We start from the raw sequence: 18018 nt of genomic DNA on the forward strand, positions 1-18018 counted from the left end.
TTGCAGTTTAAATAATTTGTATTTGGAACAATTGTGTTACAGAATTGTTAAAGTTTTATGACAAAAGCAAACTTTATAGTTGTATTAAAAATCTGTTTACTTGAAAAACCTATGTATATTGGGGCTTATAAGACTATCGTTGTAAATATTTTAAAAAACAGAGAACTTAATTAAGTAATGACTATACGATTAAAGTAATTCCAAGAATCACTGCTGCAACTAAAATCAAAAATACTACAACAGCTTTACTAAGAGGTAAGCTTGATAAATTCATTAAAATTCTTTTCCGAGTAGGTTGTCTATGCTCAATCTGTACCCACCTTTAATGGTAATAGCAACCATGACTACTAACCAAAACAATGGGTATTCATATCCACCCTTAACCCACATAAAACCACTTGGTAAATGAATATAAAAAGTAGCCACCGCAAGAACTCCGATGAGTTGTGCTGACATGAATCTAGTAAACAATCCAAGAGCCACGCAAATACCGCCAACTAACTCAATCAAACCAACATACCAGGCTAACATTAAAGCAGGTTCTAATCCTGCACTTGCAAAAAATTGGGTAGTTCCTTCAATTCCTCCGAACACTTTTCCATACCCATGAGGTATCATCATCGCACCTGCAACGAACCTTATCATAGGATATGCTAATGGATCTAACAGATCGTAAATGGGGTCTAAGAACCTAAATATTCTTTTGGAAGTTCTGTGTACAATTGGATCCATATATAATCATAACAAAATCTAAATTAAAAAACCAACTCTTTCTATAAACCAAAACAAGCCAACTATAGCAATCATTGCAGATAATGGATTGGTTAAGTAGCTTCGGTACCATTTTTTTTGACCAAACCAAAGTCCGATCGATACAAAACAAATACTGATGACAAGCAACTGTCCAATCTCTACTCCGATATTAAAAGAGATCAGGCTCGTTATAAAATAGCTTTCTGCAACACCAATTTCATTTAGAATTCCGGCAAATCCCAGTCCATGTAACAGTCCAAAAATAAATACTAACACTGGCCTCCATTTGGATAGATCTTTAAGAAATATATTTTCTATAGCAATATAAACAATTGAGACAGCGATGATGGGCTCTACTATAAAAGCAGGAATGACTATAATCTTCATAACTCCTAAAAAAATAGTTACGGTATGGGCAAGAGTAAAAGCTGATACTTGCCAAATCAAAGGTCGTAGTCTAGTCGATAACAAAAACAATCCCACTACAAATAAAATATGATCTAAGCCTTTGGGTACAATATGTTGAAAACCAATAATGATATAATCTTGAACTACACTTAAAAAAGTTTGTTGTTGATTGGTTGAAGTTGAAAAATTAGCAGTATCTCCATTTTGTAAATATTTGGTGAATAGCTCCTCTCTATCTTTATTAACCCTAAGAACAATAGAGCCATAAAAAGGGTCCCAACGAAATTGTAACAAAGGATTGCTAGAAGAAAAACTACCCCTGACTACAATTTCTGTTTCTCTGGCCAAAGAAACATCACCAACTTCACTTATATGTATATCGTAATTTTTAAATGCAATTTTATCATTTCCATTTAGAAAATAAATATTTTGAAAAAAAGACGTTCTAATTTTTTGATATTCTTGCCGCAAAAGCTCTGGTGTATATCTTCTTAATTGTTCATACCGCTCTGAATTCTTTGATTCATTTGTATTGTCATGATTAGGATCTACTTCAGAGATAATCGATTCTAAATTTAGCTGAATCTTAAGTTCATAATGTATCTCTGATGGTTTAGAAGTTAATTCTAAATTGGCAATAGCCGGCTTCAATTCATGACTAAATGCAAATTGACAGAGACTGAAAAAAATAATTAAAGAGCGTATTAACATTGAAGTAAGATATAATTAAGTAATGAACCATTTTCTAGCTAAATTAACTGTAGTCCTTTTATTTAGTTCTATCTCTCTAACCAGTTCTGCGCATGAACTATGGCTAGAACCTGAGGCTTTTATCACACAGCCTAATTCTAAACTAAATGCACATATTAAAGTTGGCCAAAAATTTAATGGGGACAAGTTTCCTTACCTTCGTTCTGAAACAAAAAGTCTAAAACTTTTTTTAGAACAAAAATCAATTACCCTACAACCTAGAGATGGAGATTATCCTGCTATTCAATCTTTATTAGAGGGATCTGGTTTGCATGTTCTTTCATATGAATCTACTCCAGAAAAAGTTGATTATAAAAATTTCGAAATATTTAAAACTTTCTTAAAAGATGAAGGAATTTGGAATGAGTGGAGTGCAAAAAATCCTGACTTTATTAATTCTGATATTAACGAAACCTACACAAGGTATGCAAAATCTCTTATTCAAGTTGGTGCTAAGTCGGGCGAAGATTTTAATACAGGTCTTCTTTTTGAATTAATTGCATTAAACAATCCTTATGGAAGTGAAAATAAAGTTGATGTTCTTTTGCTTTATAAAAACAAACCTTTTCCCAATTCACAAATTACTATTTTTAATAAAACCGGAAATGAAACTACAATTAGCAAAATCAGAACTAATAATGATGGCAAGGCAATTATTTCTCTTGAAAAAAAAGGAGCTTTTTTAATAAGCGCAGTACATTTTAAAAAATCAGAAATCAAAAATGCTGACTGGCATTCTTTGTGGGCCAGTTTAACCTTTAAAAAATAAAATTGGTGCGCTCGAAGGGATTCGAACCCCTAACCTTCTGATTCGTAATCAGACGATCTATCCAGTTGATCTACGAGCGCTCAATGTTTGCTTGTAAATAACATAGGTCAATTCATCTTTCTACGGCAAATTGAATCGTTGTTAACACTTGCTATCATCACCGATTGGATTTGTCTTGGGGTGCTGCTGGGGTGCTGCAAAAAAAAATCGTTCCTAAATGTTCTTCTAGGAATTCCTTACCCTTAATGGCTTTGGTAGTCAGAAGATCAAATAAAAAAGGAGTAGTTCCAATGATTAACGAAGATAAGAAAACGAAGAAAATAGTAAGGCAGAAACTAACAGAGAGTTTCATTGCTTCTGTTGAGAGGAAAGATAAGCCACAGGTGTATCTTTTGAAAAATCTTTAGTTTTAGCGTGGGTGTACCATTCTTTTTTATTTTTGAATTTTAAAGGTTGAACATATTTTTTTGCTTAATTAAAATGGTTTACTTACTTTAAATGCAAATTCATTTTCAAAGTCTTGATTATTTCTAATCAATCTTCTTATTGAAGTAGAAAAATACCAACTATCAATTAAATTTAAATCAAAGCCTAACTCTAATTTTATAGAATTTGAATAGTCTTCTTTTACAGTATAACTATATTTAGTGTTGGGATCAGATATATAAGATACTTTTACATCTGAATCGGGAGTTAAATTTTCAAAAAACTCAATTCTTCCGTATGGTAAAAAATATCCTTTCTTAATTTTTTTTTTATATTTTGTTAAAGCGCCAATTGAAATGGATTTATTTTTTAAATTTTGTTCTTCAAATCTTAATGCTTGAATATTGCCTGACTCTAAAAAACTTTCAAATTTAGATATACCATAATCAAATCTTCCAAATAATAATGATGTAGAGTTATCTTTGTCCATTATTTTATTAAATTTTATTGAGCTAAAGTATTGCTTAACACCTCTATTCCCCGTTAAAGAGTTGGAAGTGTTAGCTTGCTCAATTCTTGTAAGATCATTCTCAATATGTCCATAACCAACTAAACCATCAATAAATGTTGATTTATTGTTATGCCAGCTAGAATAGATTGTTGCACTTTTTGCATCAGAATTAATTTTAGTACCCAATTGCCCTACATCCGTATCCTGATCTTCTAGTCTAATGGCTATACCAAAAAGAGTATTTTTCTCTATTATTTTATCTATTCCAATTGTTAAGGCATCTGAATCAAATTCTTGATTTACCTTACCTGATTTAACTTTCACTTTACCCTTTTTAAAATACCCTGAACTCCAAATTTTCCATTTTCGAGGCACCATTCCAAATTCATTTTTTAAATATTGTGAAAGAGGTAACTCACTTATAAATTTTTCAATATTTTTATTTGATAGTTTATGCTCTTTGTCGACATCGCCTTTTAAAAGATAAACGTCTAATAATTTACCTTTTAAAAGATAAGCATCTAATAATTTTGCATAGGGGTAGGTATCTTTGTTTGTTGTATCAATATCTATACCTAGATCTTGAAATTTAATATTGTCATTTTTTTTGGTGGTTCGATACCACTCCATTCTTTCTAAAACAGGATAAGTTGATCCATAAATAAATCTTTTTGCACTTTCTGATTGTCCTTCAACTATCCCGACTAATTCTTTATCGTCAAAAACATCAAATGGGTTATCCGTAGCTTCTGTAGATGTTATGGATATTGATGCTGCTCCAAAAGCTGTGGCTGTACCTCCCTGACCGCCGTACTCAATAATATAGGCATCAACTGCATCGTTATCAATTACAAAATCATTCCACTTTCCTCTCCTATCGTCATCTAACGCTCCATAAACGTGCATATAATGTTCATCATTTCTGTTGTAGTCATTTGGTTCACGGTCACCACCCGCGGCTACAAGCCAATTTAAATAACTTTGTTCTGAACATCCGCTGATTGTGGCTCCTGGTCCACCAGAATTTAAAAGAGGTTCGATTGCGCAAGTATAACTTTGGCCAGCTTCAGGTCCATCCATCCACTTCCATATTCTTTCAGTTCCACTATCAGATCCTCCAGTCCATGCATTTGTTGAAATTTTATCTTTTATCCATGCGTTTTCTTGTGCAGATGTAATGTTTACTAAATAACCCCTAAGCCCATTAAATTTTTGTGCATCACTTTTAGCAGCTGCTCTTGCATCATCCCATTCTATATCTGTAGCTGCAATAGCTCTATAATAATGACCATTAACAGGATTGTAAGAGGCGCCTGTTGGTGTTGCAGAAACCGAAATAGTTGCACTAGAGGTGCTTCCATCACCTTTAAAAGAAAGTGTAGCTAATGCATTATTAACTTCTGCTTGAGTTCCCTCAAAACCAATCTCTGTTCTATTATCATTTGAACAATTAGCAGGTTCAGAACTAGAATTATCAGCCGTATAACCACAAAATCCATTAATTTGCTCAAGTCCCGTAACCGTTGTTATTTTTACAAAACCAGCTGTTGCAGTAATTGTTATAAGTACATCTGTAGAAAAACCACTTACAGAAGGAGTAGTGCCAGTTTCAGAAAGTAATACAAAATCTGAAGTATTGGTTGTTAGAGTTGAAGGAAAAGTGAAACTTGCAGAGTAAACTGCTTTGGTACTAAAAAAAATTATCAAAAAAAAGGTAGTAAAAATAAATTTCATAAATTTTTTAAATCAGCTAAAATTTATTTGAAACTTCTATATTTGCACCATAGTCAGGAGTTTTACTCATCAAAGTGTAATTAGACCCAACAGTAATATCAAAGCCATTTACATTGTTGGTGAATGATAAACTAGTATTGTTAAAATTATTAACATCAAAGACAAATTTCATTTCATCAATTGGAACATAACCTACAGATAAATAAATTTCATTACTGTGGCTTTTGGCAGATTGAAATCTTTCAAAATTTCCAACTAATGACCAACCTGATATGGAAGTGACATCAAAACCGTAACCAATTCTTAAATTATGTTTGGACTTATTATCTACTTTGTAATTATAAACTGTACTTTGATTATTTAGGTAATAGAATTCTGCATCTGATGATGGGCTTAGATCGGCAACATACTCTAGTCGCCCATGGTGATTTATAATTTCATCTTCTTGCCTATCAGTATCCGTTTTATCCAGAAGGATACCAAGGGTTGCTAATGCAGATTTAATATTTTGATCCTTGTAAAGTAATACATCTGTCAAACTATTTGCTATATTAGATCGTTCACTAAAAGCTTTTAGTTTGGTGTACCCTAAATCTAATTTAATACCTGGATTAAGATTTATATCTTCATCAACTATTCTTTTTCCAAAATTAAATGATCCAAAGATCTGTTGACCTTCTCGGTTTCCCTCTAAGGTATTGCCATAAATAACTCTTCTTTGATCAATATCTAGTGAGCTAACTCCAATTAATGTATCGGTAAAAACCTGATTATCTCTAAGTTTAGTGCCGTATAGAGCCAAACTATAAGCATCTGTCTCTAATTTGCTTCCTTTATATCCAATATCAACATTATCGTTTCCATATTGAAAAACGTACCCATACATAGCGTCTCTATCATCTTCTTTAATTCTATCCGCACCAATTGAGATACCATAACTATGAAAATCTCTTGATGATGAGTTTGAGGATTTATTTTTACCTAAACTAACTCTACCCTCGCTCCACTGAAACCAATCGTCACTATCATAACTTCTATCAACTTCTTTTTTAGAGCTTTTAAGAGCACTAACTAATTTTGATATTTTTTCATTTGTAAAATCAATTTCTGCATTAAGATTTGATAAATTGTCTTTATTTTTATGTCTTCTTAACCACTCTGTTCGGTGAAAGATTGGAAGAGTGTTGTTTTTAATTATACGTTTTGATAATTCAACATTAGCTTCAATGATTGCTTTAACATCACTATTATTAGAAGGATCGCTACATGTAATAGTGCCAGCACAAGCTACACTATATTCATAAATTGTATTAGAACCAGTGGTACTCTGTCCAGTATGTGTATCCTCTGTAATATATAGTTTTGTAAAATTGGCTGAAAAAATAAACCCTGTCATAGTTGAAGCTCCTGAAGATGAAACTTGGGTACTAAATGAATATGACTGAGAAAATTCTAAAGTACTAACATCCCATGGAGTTGTTAATGTATATTTATGAATTGAGTCTGTGCCACCTCCACCTATATAAAATATAGTTCCACTTGAATGAAATTGAATACTTCTTGGGTTATCTTCTTTACTGGTTAAAGCTGAAGATTGAGTTGAATCTTTTGTTGCAGTCGTAACATCCCATGGAGTAGATAGTGTAAACTGTTGTATTACTTCTGTTTGATTACCAGTGACATACATCCTGGTTCCATCATATTTAAAAGCTAATGATCTTAATTGATTCTCATTTGATACATCAAAATCATCATCATATTGTAATGTAGAAGTATCCCAAGCTGTAGTTAAATTGTATTGTCTAATTGATAAGGCTGCATTATCTACAACGTACATCACTTTTCCATCAGGTTTAAATTGTATTGCGTGAGGTTTATTTATGTTGGTTAAAAATGTTGAAGAAGTTTTAATTGCTGTACTAATATCAAATGGGGTACTTAAAGAATACTGAATTACACTGTCAACCTCAGAATAACTATCTTTTTCACGATTAGTTACATACATAATTGTTCCATCTGGTTTAAAATTTATTTGTCTTAAACCATCTGCATCTGTGGAAATATCTTTTGATTGCTTAAATTCTATAAAAGCAAATGAGTTGGAACAGAAAAAAAATATATAAAATATTGAAATAAGAAATATTTTTTTCATTATGATGTTAGATAACTTTGGGTTAATTTTCTTAAGTTATATAATAATATTTAACGAATTCTGAAATGACCGACCTATTTTGGGTCTAATAATTTTTTTTACTTGCTCTAAAGATTGAGGATTATTGAGAGGTTGAATGTTAAGGATTTAGACTTTGATAAAACTAGATATCTAGTATTTATTTAAGCTTACTAAATGAGTCTTGAAAACAGTCAATCTCATCTAAAGTTTCAAAAAAAATTTGATTTAAAGATGAAGAGTGAATTATTTGACACTTTTTTTGTTTTTCGCCGTCCATTAATGACGAATTATTTTTGACTAGAGTATTTATGTGTTCAGCAGGAGTAGAACCTGTTGTTTTTTTAATTCCATAAGATGTGGCTGCAGATGCACCTGCAAGTATAGGATTACCTGTTTTCGCCAGAGTATATACTGGGCCCACAGCTGAGCTATATTGAGTACAACCACTTAAAACTATAAAAACAATAATATAAAAAATATTTTTCTTCATACGCTCAATCATCCTAACATATTCTCTTTGTATTTGTCTTATTATTCATTTTTGTTTTGCAAGCTCTGTATTTCTAATATTTAAAGCCAAGCAAGTAATATCATCTCTTAATTTTTCTGCTCCCCAATTAAGTTCTGTTGTAATAGAATTTATTATATTTTGCGGAGTAACATTTTCTATTTTTTTTATTATTCTTTCAACGCCCTCTACTCCTAGTTCTTGACCATTGCTTAAATAACCTTCTGTTACGCCATCGGTATAAATTAAAAATGTTTTTTCTTTCAAATTGGTAGCTATTGATTTTACCATAGACTCTGTAGAATATTTTAAAATTCCTATTGGTGGTATTTGAGATTTCATAAACTCAAAATTTTTTTCTTTATCAAAAACCATAATACTTTCATGACCTGCGTTTACAAAGATCGCCTCTCCAGTTTCTGTATTAAATTTTCCAAATACAGCTGTCATAAACATTCCTTTAAACTTTGCTTCAACTAGTTCATTATTTACTGTGAATACAACTTTTTCTAATGGATAGGACAAATTAGAAATTGTTCTAAATATTGAGGCTGCTTTAGCCATGTACATACCAGCTGTAATACCTTTTCCTGATACATCTGCTAATATGAAAAAATATTCATTTTTACCTACATTGACTACGTCAAAAAAATCTCCAGAAACATCTCTGGCTGGAATATTTTTTGCATAAAGAAAATTTTTAAACTTTGATATGTCTGGAAATAAGCTTTTCTGTACATCTCCTGCGAGCTCCCTTTCTCTTAATAACTTTGCCTCTTTTTGCAAATTTGCGAGTGCAATTCGATTTTCTTCTATAAACCTTAAATAAAGTCCAGTTAAGAAAGTAATTGTAAGCATGAATATAGGATAGCTAATATCTACAAGTTGGGACTTAAATAAAAAAGCGCTAAAGCCAATTATAATTACTATGATTAAGCTTCCAAAGAATATTAATAAACTATATTTGGGTTTAGTATGTTGGGAGAGAAAAAAAACAACACTAGCGACTATAATTGAAAATAGTAATTCAAATAAATAAGTGTTTGGATTTCGAATAAGATAGGATTGATCTAAAATATTTTCAATTATGTTTCCATGCACTTCGACTCCTGGAATTGTATTTCCTAAAGGAGTTTTTACTAAATCAAACAAACCCTGTGCTGATGCACCAATCAAAACATACTTATCTTTAAATATTGATGGATTAAATTTACCCTCAAAAACAGAGCTTGCGGAAATATACTGGTTTTTTAATGATTCTTTATATCTAATCCAAATAATTCCATTCGGATCTGAGTAAATTTTATGAGGTCTTGAACTTATTCTGTTAATGCCCGCCTCATTCATCTCTACATATAAATTCTTTTGATTGGACCCTACGCGGATCATTTCTAGTGCCATGGTTGGATATAGCTGATTTTTCAAACGAACAATCAATGGAAGGGATCTGATAATACCATCAGTTTGATCTAAAAAAGAAATAGAGCCCAATCCTTTTGCACTATTTTCTAATTTTTCAAGTGATCCTATGGAGTGAGGAAAAGAATATGTAAATTTTTTAGGATCTCCTCCTTTTACAAGAAATTTTGCTTTTGGTGATCTATCATAAGTTCCATGAGAGGGAACATTGCTACCGAGCACTGCTGTAACTGATTTTGATTTTTTTAACTGCTCTCTAAATATTTCATCAGGTCCTTTAATATTTTGCAAACCAGCGACATCGGCTGGTATTAAATTATAAGCTCTAATTATTTCTTCGGGAGATTGTTTGTCCTTCTCTGCAAAGAAGATATCGAGGCCTATGGCTTTTGGATTAGAGGCATTAACATTTTCCACAATTTTTGCAAAAATAGATCTATTCCATGGAAATTGGCCAAAATCACCTAAACTTTTTTCATCTATATCTATTATAATAACTTCAGAAGTTTGCTTGTTTAATGGAAAAATTTTTTGATAAACATCAAAACTTAAATAAGAAATTGATTGTATAAAACTAGGATTAATTGTTTTTAAAAAAACTAAAAAAAATAATAAAATTAAAAAAATTGTATAGTTCTTATATTTAGCAAATAAAATGCTCATGTTTTTTTTATAATTAAAAAATTTGTCTTAAGCTAAGCATTGCTTCTTCAATGGTATTTGGCCTCAATGCATCTTGATTATTTAATGTAAAATCAATTTCAAAATCATTAATTTTTTTACTTATCTTAAATTCAGATCCTAAATGTTCTGAGCCTGCTAATTTGTAAGCATAGTTAGTTTTTTTATTGGGCAAGAATCCTATCGCTAAATTTATTTTATCAGTATGACCTACTCCTAATGCTTGATTTCTTTCATAAATTAAAAAGATACTAAAGCTATCTGGTAAAATTATATCTACCCCCAATTCACCATTTAAATTATGTAAAGCACCTGAATATAATTTGGTATCAAAATCACCTGTTGTATCAGCGAGATAAGAATATTTTATGCTGGAGGATCGGTGTAAATTTGCTTTGTATTCTAATTTTCCATGCTTTCTAATTTTATATTTTTCATTTTCTAATTCTTCAGCTGCAGCAATTGAGAGTCTTGCATTTCTTGATTGAACGCCTTGCTTTTTAAATTTCATGGCAGCGTTACCACTTTCTTGATATTTATTTAACAAAGTGTAACCAAGATCAATTTGTCCTGAAGGAACTAGAGTTAAATTATTTTTTTTAATCTCATCTTTTAATTTAATTGTTCCATATATTTGTTTACCGTCTCTTTTGGCAGTGACACGCTCACCGTCGAACACTGATAAAATATCAAAATTGAGAGCCCCCACTCCAATAACCGTGTCTATAAATTTTGTATCATCTTTAATTGGCGAAGAAGTATAATGGGTTAAATTATAAGTATTCGCATCTAAATTACTTCCAACTGTTCCAACCTCAACATCATCTTTACCAAACCTAAATGCCAGCCCCCTGATGCCATTATTTTTGGTAAATTTATCTGCTCCAACTGTGATTGCATCCGTTTTAATTTTTTTAAATGAGGAAGCTTTTGTCTCTCCAACTCTTCCAACAGCAATACTTCCTTCGCTCCAAAAAAATATATCTTGTTCTTGTTCTTGTTCTTTAGTTTTTTTGCTAGTAGCTGAATTTTTTACAACTTTAGCAAGAGAAACTAGCATTGGATTAGTAAAATTAAGATCTAAATTAAGATTAGTTAAGTTTTGATTATCTTTGTTTCTTCTAATCCACTTTAAACGATTTAAAGCAGTATCGGTTGACTGTTCAATGGTTCTTGTTGCAACTTCTATTTGTGCAATAGCTATTCCTGTTCTGATACTATTTTCTGTAATTGAAGGACAATTACCTGAAAAAAGAGTAAACGGACAATTTAAGGTATATTCACTTACCTTTTTACTCGAACCAGTAATAAACATTTTTAATCCAGAAGGACTAAATGCTAAACCATATGGGAATGCCTCGCTTGATAAGTCTAAAAAACCTACATGAGATAAAGTTGATATATCGAAACCTGTAGATAAATCGTATTGATTAACAGTTTTTTCACTCGTTCCTATTATAAACATTCTGGTACCATCAGTATTAAACTCTATATTAGACGGTGTTATACTCTGAGTACTCAGATCTTGTGATCGTAAAAAAGTAACATCTGAAAGATCAAAACCTACAGCTAATTCATATTGGTGTATGGAATCATTCTGATGTCCAGTAATATACATCATTGTTCCATCATTATTAAAATCAAGACCATAAATATTATTATCCTGGCTTTGAACCCGAAAAAAACGTACAAAATTTGCTGATGACAAATCAAAATTTGCAGTAAGTGAATATTCCTGCACATAATCTCTGTTTTTTCCAAGAACAAACATTTTTGATCCATCATTGTTAAATTTTATACTCGTTTCAAAAGCGTCACCAAGATTAGCCAAACTATCTACATAAGAAGCTGTCGATATATCAAAGGGAGTTGATAAAGTATATTCATGCATATCATCCTCACCACTACCAGAAGTACCTCCATTACCGTTCTGTTCACCAATAACAAACATTTTTGTTCCATCATTACTAAAGGTAAGACCTCTAGGCATATCCTCTTCACCTGCAACTGAAAAGCTTTGCAGAAAGAGTGGAGTAGCAGAATCACCACTTTCTAAAGCAGCACCTTCTCTAACAAAAGTTAGATTAATAATTAGAAAGGCTAGTATAAATCTAATTGTCGATTTCATGAAAAAATTTTTATTTAAAGACATAGTTTAATTTTTATCAAAACTTACTAGTTAAATTAATTGTTGCTTCTTCAATGGTATTTGGCCTCAATGCATCTTGATTATTTAATGTAAAATCAATTTGAAAATCATTGATATTTTTACTTATTTTAAATTCAGATCCTAAATTTTCTGAGCCTGCTAATTTGTAAGCATAGTTAGTTTTTTTATTGGGCAAGAATCCTATCGCTAAATGTATTTTATCAGTATGTCCTACTTCCAAAGCTTGATTTCTTTCATAAATTAAAAAGATACTAAAGCTATCTGGTAAAATTATATCTACACCCAATTCACCATTTAAATTATGTAAAGCACCTGAATATAATTTGGTATCAAAATTACTTGTTGTATCAGCGAGATAAGAATATTTTATGCTGGAGGATCGGTGTAAGTTTGCTTTGTATTCTAATTTTCCATGCTTTCTAATTTTATATTTTTCATTTTCTAATTCTTCAGCTGCAGCAATTGAAAGTCTTGCATTTCTTGATTGAACGCCTTGCTTTTTAAATTTCATGGCAGCGTTACCACTTTCTTGATAATCATTTAACAAAGTGTAACCAAGATCAACTTGTCCAGAAGGAATTAATATTAAATTATTTTTTTTAATCTCATCTTTTAATTTAATTGTTCCATATATTTGTTTACCGTCTCTTTTGGCGGTTACACGTTGCCCATCGAGCACTGATAAAATATCAAAATTGAGAGCCCCCACTCCAATAACCGTGTCTATAAATTTTGTATCATCTTTAATTGGAGATGAGGTATAATGGGTTAAATTATAAGTATCCGTATCTAAATTGCTTCCAGCTGAGCCAACCTCAACATCATCTTTACCAAACCTAAATGCAAGTCCAGTTATCCCATTATTTTTGGTAAATTTATCTGCTCCAACTGTGATTGCATCCGTTTTAAATTTTTTAAATGAGGAAACTTTTGTCTCTCCAACTCTTCCAACAGCAATACTTCCTTCGCTCCAAAAAAATATATCTTGTTCTTGTTCTTGTTCTTGATTTTGATCTTTAGTTTTTTTGCTAGTAGCTGAATTTTTTACAACTTTAGCAAGAGAAACAAGCATTGGATTAGTAAAATTAAGATCTAAATTTAGATTAGTTAAGTTTTGATTATCTTTATTTCTTCTAATCCATTTTAGTCTATTTAAAGCAGTGTCCGTTGAGTGTTCTATAGTTCTTGTTGCGACTTCTATTTGTGCAATGGCTAATCCCGTTCTGTCACCTTTAGCAATTGCAGGACATTTTCCTTCAATAATATTAAAAGGACACACTAAATCAAATTCATGTATTGTATCATCATCACTCCCACGATCATCAGAGACAAACATTTTTAATCCAGCTGCACTAAATGCAAGTGCTCTTGTTTGATCGGCAGTTACACTTTTTATTAAATTTTTTATGTTTACCTCTCCATCTTTGACATAGGAAGATGTGTCATATGCTTTTGAAAGTGAATATTGAGCAACTGTAAATAGATCATGATCGGTAACAAAAATTCTTTTTCCATTTGCACTAAAAAAAATTGCATCAGGATTACTTTGCGTTAAAAGAATTCCAGCATTATCAACCTGTGATATTGTTGATAAATCATATGGGGTTGAAAGAGTATATTCTCTAATACCATCGAGAGAATCAGGATTGTTGACATCATTAAAGCTTAAAAATATTTTTGTACCATCGGGATTAATCTCAATACCTTGCACGTGATTATTATTTATACTTAAAGATCCATATCTCCAGCCATCCTGAATAGCTGTAGTGTCAGGATTCACATTCGCAACATATACACAAGTTGAAACATCATAAGGTGCAGTTAAATCATATCTATATACAAGGTCTCTGTTAGAACCATTGGTACCTCTAGTGACAGTAAAGATTTTAAGTCCATCACTACTAAATACCATATCACCAATATTACCTCTTATAGTGCCCGTTAAATCACATCTCGCAGAATCTCCTGCATAAACGGCTGTGGAAATATCAAATGGTGTTGGTAGATTATATTCGTTTATAAAATCATCACCATCGCCCGCACGATGTGGAGAGCTTGAACCATTCCCAGCAGATACAAACATTTTGGTTCCATCAGGATTAAAAGCAATACCATTTAATCCTAGAGTAGCACCGGATCCATCAAGAAAACTGTATGCTTGGTCGCTGTCTACTTCAGTTACCATAGCTCCAAAGGAATTAGAGATGGGAATTAAGAGAAAAAAAATGATTATAAATTTTTTTATTGAAAACATATAGCTTCTGTCTGGTCCAAAAATTATTTCTTACGTTTTCTTTTGTTTCTGGCTTTTCTTTTTTTCTTAGCTATTTTTTTTCTTGTTATTTTTTTTGCTTTTTTCTTTATTACTTTTTTCTTTTTAATTTTTTTCTTTTTTACTTTTTTCTTTTTAACTTTTTTCTTTTTAGTCTTGCCTTTTTTCTTCACTGCTTTTTTCTTTTTGTCTTTTTTCTTTACTTGTTTTTTATTTTTCTTTTTATCTTTTTTCTTTTTATCTTTCTTCTTTACTTCTTTTGTATTTTTCTTTTTATTTTTTTTCTTTTTATCTTTCTTCTTTACTTCTTTTGTATTTTTCTTTTCATCTTTTTTCGCAACCACTATTTTTTCTTCTGTTTCAATAACTTTTTCTTCAACAATGTTTTCAGATTGTGTTATGTCTGACACCTCTTCTTCATTTGTTTTTAGTAAAACAATTCTCTTTTCTTCGTCTTTTTTAATATTTTCTTTAATTAATATTTTTATCTCTTCTTTATCAAAACCCTGGGCTTTAAGTTCTTGTCTAATTTTTTTTCTAGTAGCTTTTCTTTCTTCTTTTGTAGTTCCATCAAGCTTTGCCACTCTAACTACTTTCATTCTTTTTTTAAATTTTTTTAGTTGGTTTTTAGTTATTTGTTTTGCTTTTCCTGGTGCACTACCTTGAACCATACTTGCTACACTGTAAGGATTATCCAGTAGTGTTTGACCCAAATTATTTCCAACCAGAACTGCCCCAGGCCTTAAACCCAATGTGTTATTTTTTCCTGGTCCTATTAATAAAGTATCTGTTTTTTGATTTGATACTATGGTTTGAAACTCTGTTCCTCTTGAACCTAAAGTTCCTTCAGGAACGTTAACAGTTAAGCTGTCTGGATTCTTTTTGCTTATTAAACCTGAAATTATTTTTAAACTTCCTTTTTTAACATTCGCTACAATTTTTCCATCATTTGTTGCTGGATCGTATATAAAGGTATCCATAACTACTTCTGAATCTGATCCAATGGTAAATGTTGATTGATCTAGTAGTAATATTTGTGTGCCCGAATCTATTCCTGCATAAATCGTTTCGTTTAAATAAACTTTATCGCCAGCTTTAAGTTCTCTTGTGCCAGCTTTAGCTGTTCCAGATACTGCACCTACAATTCCGACTAATTGCTTACTAATATCAATTTTTGCATCCGCCTGGCTGATATTGAATACAAAAAATAATAGTATGATTGGTGATAAAATCTTCTTCATTTGGCAGAAGATAAACTTTTTTTAGATTTTTATAAGGTTGCCTTGACCCATATTAGGTGCAGTTTCTGTGCATTTTATCCAAAATATAGCTGTGTATTTAATTTATAAAATAGGTTTTGTTTTGGTTACTTATTTAAGTGAAATGACTTCGATAAACTGACTGCAAACGAGTCTGAAATATAATCATAATTAATTATATTAGCTTCAGAGAAAATTTTTTCGTATGAAAAGCTGATAAATAAACTTTTATCTGGATCGATGGTAGGGAAAAAATCTCCAATAGCTTTAGTAAACATCAAATCAAAAGTGTTTGTTACATCTGATCTTATCCTGTTTGAATTTATGCTTGTATCTACATTTTTATAATCATTAAAACTCAACCCATTGCCTACCGAAATATAACCCAAAGGGAGAGCGAAATTTAATCTAAAATTCAAATCATAAGTTTCAAAGTCGTTTGTTCCTACTTTTGCTTCTGAAGTGCTGTACCCCAAACCTGTTGAGGATGAAATGATTTCATTAAATACATAATCGTGTCCAAGCGAAAGACCATGCCCTTTAGCATTCGTTTCATTTGCAGTTGTATCAGTGCTATTTTTATTATTTTTAGAATCTGAAAAAGAATAACCATAGCTAAATGAATTTTGATCTCCTACAGAAAAAGATCCTCCTATTCCTTGCATTAAAGAAAAGCCATCTGCATCATCTTGGTAATCTGTTTTGCTTATCATTACATATGGGCTTAAACTTTGGTTGCCTAAGTATGTATCCAAAGCAATAGTTAAACCGTAACTTTCAAAATCATCTGCTGTTTCCTCTCTTTGCTCTGAGTCTGTAAAACTCGCATTTATCATTAATGATGAATTTTCTCCTAAAGATCGAGTTGCTGTTAATCCTAAGCCCTCACTATACGTTTTGTCATACTTCGCACTATTAAACCCAACGACTTCATCAGCACTACTTTGTAATCTTGTTTTTGAAACACTATTAACATTTTGATTAGAAACACCACCAAGAGATATATCTGCATAAAAATTCCATAGCTTGGGAGCTCCCCTTTCTTTAAGTGTAGTTTCAATTTGATTTATTGTTTCTACATCTTCAGGTGTTAAGTCTTCACTAGTTTTGATATCTTCAATTATAGTCAAAGCTTTATTGGGCGAGTCTGCTTGGACTAAAACGGAAAGTAAATATAGTTTTATCTCAACATTATCTGGATAAATCATATTTAATCTTTCCAGAGTTGCGATGGTTTGTTTGTAATTTCCAATTTTTCCTTGTTGTTGTGCATATTTTAAATTTAAATCTAAATCATTTGGCTTTTGTAAAATTTGCAAATAAGTAATGTTTTTTTCTGAAGAACCTGGAATTAGAATTTCTTCTCCGTTAACTATAATTTTAGAGCCACTAGTATCTGCAGCCATTATTGCGCTCGTTGTTTCTAAAAAAAAGCTAACTAAAAAAAAAGAAAATAAGACTAATGAAACAGCACCTGTTGTTAGTTTTTTTTTAATCATTTTTACTCCAAATAAAATAAAAGAAATATGGAATAGTTGCAGGAACTATGCCAAACCAAAACCATTCATCCCATCTAAAACTCTTATCTAATCCTAAGTTGCTAAGTCCATTCCACCATGTCAGGTAACCAATTCCTATTATCCAAACTAAGCTAATAGTTACTGATATCTTTTCTTTTTTAGAAAGATTGAAGGGAAATAATTTTTTAGTAGGTTCGTTCATTGTTATGAAAGCATTTGATCAATTTAGACTACTTACCTGTCCAAGTTCCGTTAGCAGTCATTGTTAACGTTTTGTCGCCATTGGTTGCTGTCACAATGTAGCTCGTCCCAACTTTAGCTATACACATGTCATAACCAGCTTCTTTTGTAATTACATCTCCTCCACCAAACAGTGCGTCCTCAATTGCTATTGATGATGCACCAGTTGAAGGTGGCACACCAATATCTGGTGAGCAGCTACCGATTTCATTTCCGGTAAAGTATTCACTATTATCTGAGTAATATTCTGTTTGTGCTAAAGATATTTGCTGCATAGCATTTTCTGCAGACTTTTGTTTTGTTCCTGAAACATAGCCGTTGTAACTAACAATACCTATGGATGAAAGAATTCCTATGATTGCAACAACCACTAAAAGCTCAATTAAACTAAAACCTGAGCTTTTAGTGATCATAACTTTTAGATC

At 31.4% G+C, this 18018-nt stretch carries 14 protein-coding genes and 1 tRNA gene; 2 read left to right on the forward strand and 13 right to left on the reverse strand.

Features of this window, described 5'->3' with window-relative positions; all coding sequences use genetic code 11:
* Window positions 1-273 precede the first annotated feature (273 nt).
* Both SAR11G3_RS00910 and SAR11G3_RS00915 read right to left on the reverse strand, forming a co-directional pair.
* On the reverse strand, window positions 274-732 hold the full coding sequence (locus SAR11G3_RS00910) for a DoxX family protein (protein ID WP_049775404.1): 459 nt from the start codon (window positions 730-732) through the stop codon (window positions 274-276).
* Between the two features lie 18 nt (window positions 733-750).
* Entirely contained in the window at window positions 751-1872 is a 1122-nt protein-coding gene (locus SAR11G3_RS00915) for a HupE/UreJ family protein (protein WP_013694842.1), read from the reverse strand.
* A 22-nt stretch (window positions 1873-1894) separates the two neighbouring features.
* Between SAR11G3_RS00915 and SAR11G3_RS00920 the strand changes: the two genes are divergently transcribed.
* On the forward strand, window positions 1895-2680 hold the full coding sequence (locus SAR11G3_RS00920) for a DUF4198 domain-containing protein (RefSeq protein WP_013694843.1): 786 nt from the start codon (window positions 1895-1897) through the stop codon (window positions 2678-2680).
* Between the two features lie 3 nt (window positions 2681-2683).
* On the opposite strand, the gene SAR11G3_RS00925 is transcribed toward SAR11G3_RS00920, so the two are convergent.
* Window positions 2684-2760 (reverse strand) — tRNA-Arg (locus SAR11G3_RS00925).
* Between the two features lie 111 nt (window positions 2761-2871).
* Here SAR11G3_RS00925 and SAR11G3_RS07225 point away from each other — a divergent pair.
* Entirely contained in the window at window positions 2872-3087 is a 216-nt protein-coding gene (locus SAR11G3_RS07225; RefSeq protein ID WP_148225688.1) for a hypothetical protein, read from the forward strand.
* A gap of 68 nt (window positions 3088-3155) precedes the next feature.
* Here SAR11G3_RS07225 and SAR11G3_RS00930 read toward each other — a convergent pair whose 3' ends face one another.
* From SAR11G3_RS00930 to SAR11G3_RS07850, 10 genes are all read right to left on the reverse strand, one after another.
* On the reverse strand, window positions 3156-5351 hold the full coding sequence (locus SAR11G3_RS00930) for an autotransporter domain-containing protein (protein WP_013694845.1): 2196 nt from the start codon (window positions 5349-5351) through the stop codon (window positions 3156-3158).
* A gap of 16 nt (window positions 5352-5367) precedes the next feature.
* On the reverse strand, window positions 5368-7503 hold the full coding sequence (locus tag SAR11G3_RS00935) for an autotransporter outer membrane beta-barrel domain-containing protein (protein WP_013694846.1): 2136 nt from the start codon (window positions 7501-7503) through the stop codon (window positions 5368-5370).
* 178 nt (window positions 7504-7681) lie between these two features.
* Window positions 7682-8014, reverse strand: coding sequence for a hypothetical protein (locus SAR11G3_RS00940; RefSeq protein ID WP_041862296.1), 333 nt, complete (start codon window positions 8012-8014; stop codon window positions 7682-7684).
* Window positions 8015-8059: 45 nt separating this feature from the next.
* The gene (locus tag SAR11G3_RS00945; RefSeq protein ID WP_013694848.1) at window positions 8060-10114 is read right to left on the reverse strand and encodes a CHASE2 domain-containing protein; all 2055 of its coding nucleotides are present in this window, start codon (window positions 10112-10114) and stop codon (window positions 8060-8062) included.
* A 13-nt stretch (window positions 10115-10127) separates the two neighbouring features.
* Window positions 10128-12260, reverse strand: a complete 2133-nt coding sequence (locus SAR11G3_RS00950) for an autotransporter outer membrane beta-barrel domain-containing protein (protein WP_148225689.1) — start codon at window positions 12258-12260, stop codon at window positions 10128-10130.
* 37 nt (window positions 12261-12297) lie between these two features.
* Window positions 12298-14487: an autotransporter outer membrane beta-barrel domain-containing protein gene (locus tag SAR11G3_RS00955; protein ID WP_237697293.1), complete on the reverse strand. Its 2190-nt coding sequence runs from the start codon at window positions 14485-14487 to the stop codon at window positions 12298-12300.
* A 92-nt stretch (window positions 14488-14579) separates the two neighbouring features.
* Entirely contained in the window at window positions 14580-15815 is a 1236-nt protein-coding gene (locus SAR11G3_RS06940) for a FecR family protein (RefSeq protein ID WP_013694851.1), read from the reverse strand.
* A 125-nt stretch (window positions 15816-15940) separates the two neighbouring features.
* Window positions 15941-17332 (reverse strand): porin family protein, encoded by a 1392-nt coding sequence (locus tag SAR11G3_RS00970; RefSeq protein WP_013694852.1) that lies wholly within the window; start codon window positions 17330-17332, stop codon window positions 15941-15943.
* Window positions 17325-17555: a hypothetical protein gene (locus SAR11G3_RS00975; RefSeq protein ID WP_013694853.1), complete on the reverse strand. Its 231-nt coding sequence runs from the start codon at window positions 17553-17555 to the stop codon at window positions 17325-17327. Before SAR11G3_RS00975 ends, SAR11G3_RS00970 begins: the two co-directional genes overlap by 8 nt.
* A 28-nt stretch (window positions 17556-17583) precedes the next feature.
* Window positions 17584-18006 (reverse strand): type IV pilin protein, encoded by a 423-nt coding sequence (locus tag SAR11G3_RS07850; RefSeq protein WP_013694854.1) that lies wholly within the window; start codon window positions 18004-18006, stop codon window positions 17584-17586.
* Between the last annotated feature and the right edge of the window lie 12 nt (window positions 18007-18018).

Origin of the sequence: Candidatus Pelagibacter sp. IMCC9063, from assembly GCF_000195085.1 — a bacterium.
GTDB lineage: Bacteria > Pseudomonadota > Alphaproteobacteria > Pelagibacterales > Pelagibacteraceae > IMCC9063.

What these genes read in the sequence shown, in the direction of transcription:
- SAR11G3_RS00910 (WP_049775404.1), bottom strand. Translation starts at nt 732, where the DNA reads ATGGATCCAATTGTACACAGAACTTCCAAAAGAATATTTAGGTTCTTA.
- SAR11G3_RS00915 (WP_013694842.1), bottom strand. Translation starts at nt 1,872, where the DNA reads ATGTTAATACGCTCTTTAATTATTTTTTTCAGTCTCTGTCAATTTGCA.
- SAR11G3_RS00920 (WP_013694843.1), top strand. Translation starts at nt 1,895, where the DNA reads ATGAACCATTTTCTAGCTAAATTAACTGTAGTCCTTTTATTTAGTTCT.
- SAR11G3_RS00930 (WP_013694845.1), bottom strand. Translation starts at nt 5,351, where the DNA reads ATGAAATTTATTTTTACTACCTTTTTTTTGATAATTTTTTTTAGTACC.
- SAR11G3_RS00935 (WP_013694846.1), bottom strand. Translation starts at nt 7,503, where the DNA reads ATGAAAAAAATATTTCTTATTTCAATATTTTATATATTTTTTTTCTGT.
- SAR11G3_RS00940 (WP_041862296.1), bottom strand. Translation starts at nt 8,014, where the DNA reads ATGAAGAAAAATATTTTTTATATTATTGTTTTTATAGTTTTAAGTGGT.
- SAR11G3_RS00945 (WP_013694848.1), bottom strand. Translation starts at nt 10,114, where the DNA reads ATGAGCATTTTATTTGCTAAATATAAGAACTATACAATTTTTTTAATT.
- SAR11G3_RS00950 (WP_148225689.1), bottom strand. Translation starts at nt 12,260, where the DNA reads ATGAAATCGACAATTAGATTTATACTAGCCTTTCTAATTATTAATCTA.
- SAR11G3_RS00955 (WP_237697293.1), bottom strand. Translation starts at nt 14,487, where the DNA reads ATGGTAACTGAAGTAGACAGCGACCAAGCATACAGTTTTCTTGATGGA.
- SAR11G3_RS06940 (WP_013694851.1), bottom strand. Translation starts at nt 15,815, where the DNA reads ATGAAGAAGATTTTATCACCAATCATACTATTATTTTTTGTATTCAAT.
- SAR11G3_RS00970 (WP_013694852.1), bottom strand. Translation starts at nt 17,332, where the DNA reads ATGATTAAAAAAAAACTAACAACAGGTGCTGTTTCATTAGTCTTATTT.
- SAR11G3_RS00975 (WP_013694853.1), bottom strand. Translation starts at nt 17,555, where the DNA reads ATGAACGAACCTACTAAAAAATTATTTCCCTTCAATCTTTCTAAAAAA.
- SAR11G3_RS07850 (WP_013694854.1), bottom strand. Translation starts at nt 18,006, where the DNA reads ATGATCACTAAAAGCTCAGGTTTTAGTTTAATTGAGCTTTTAGTGGTT.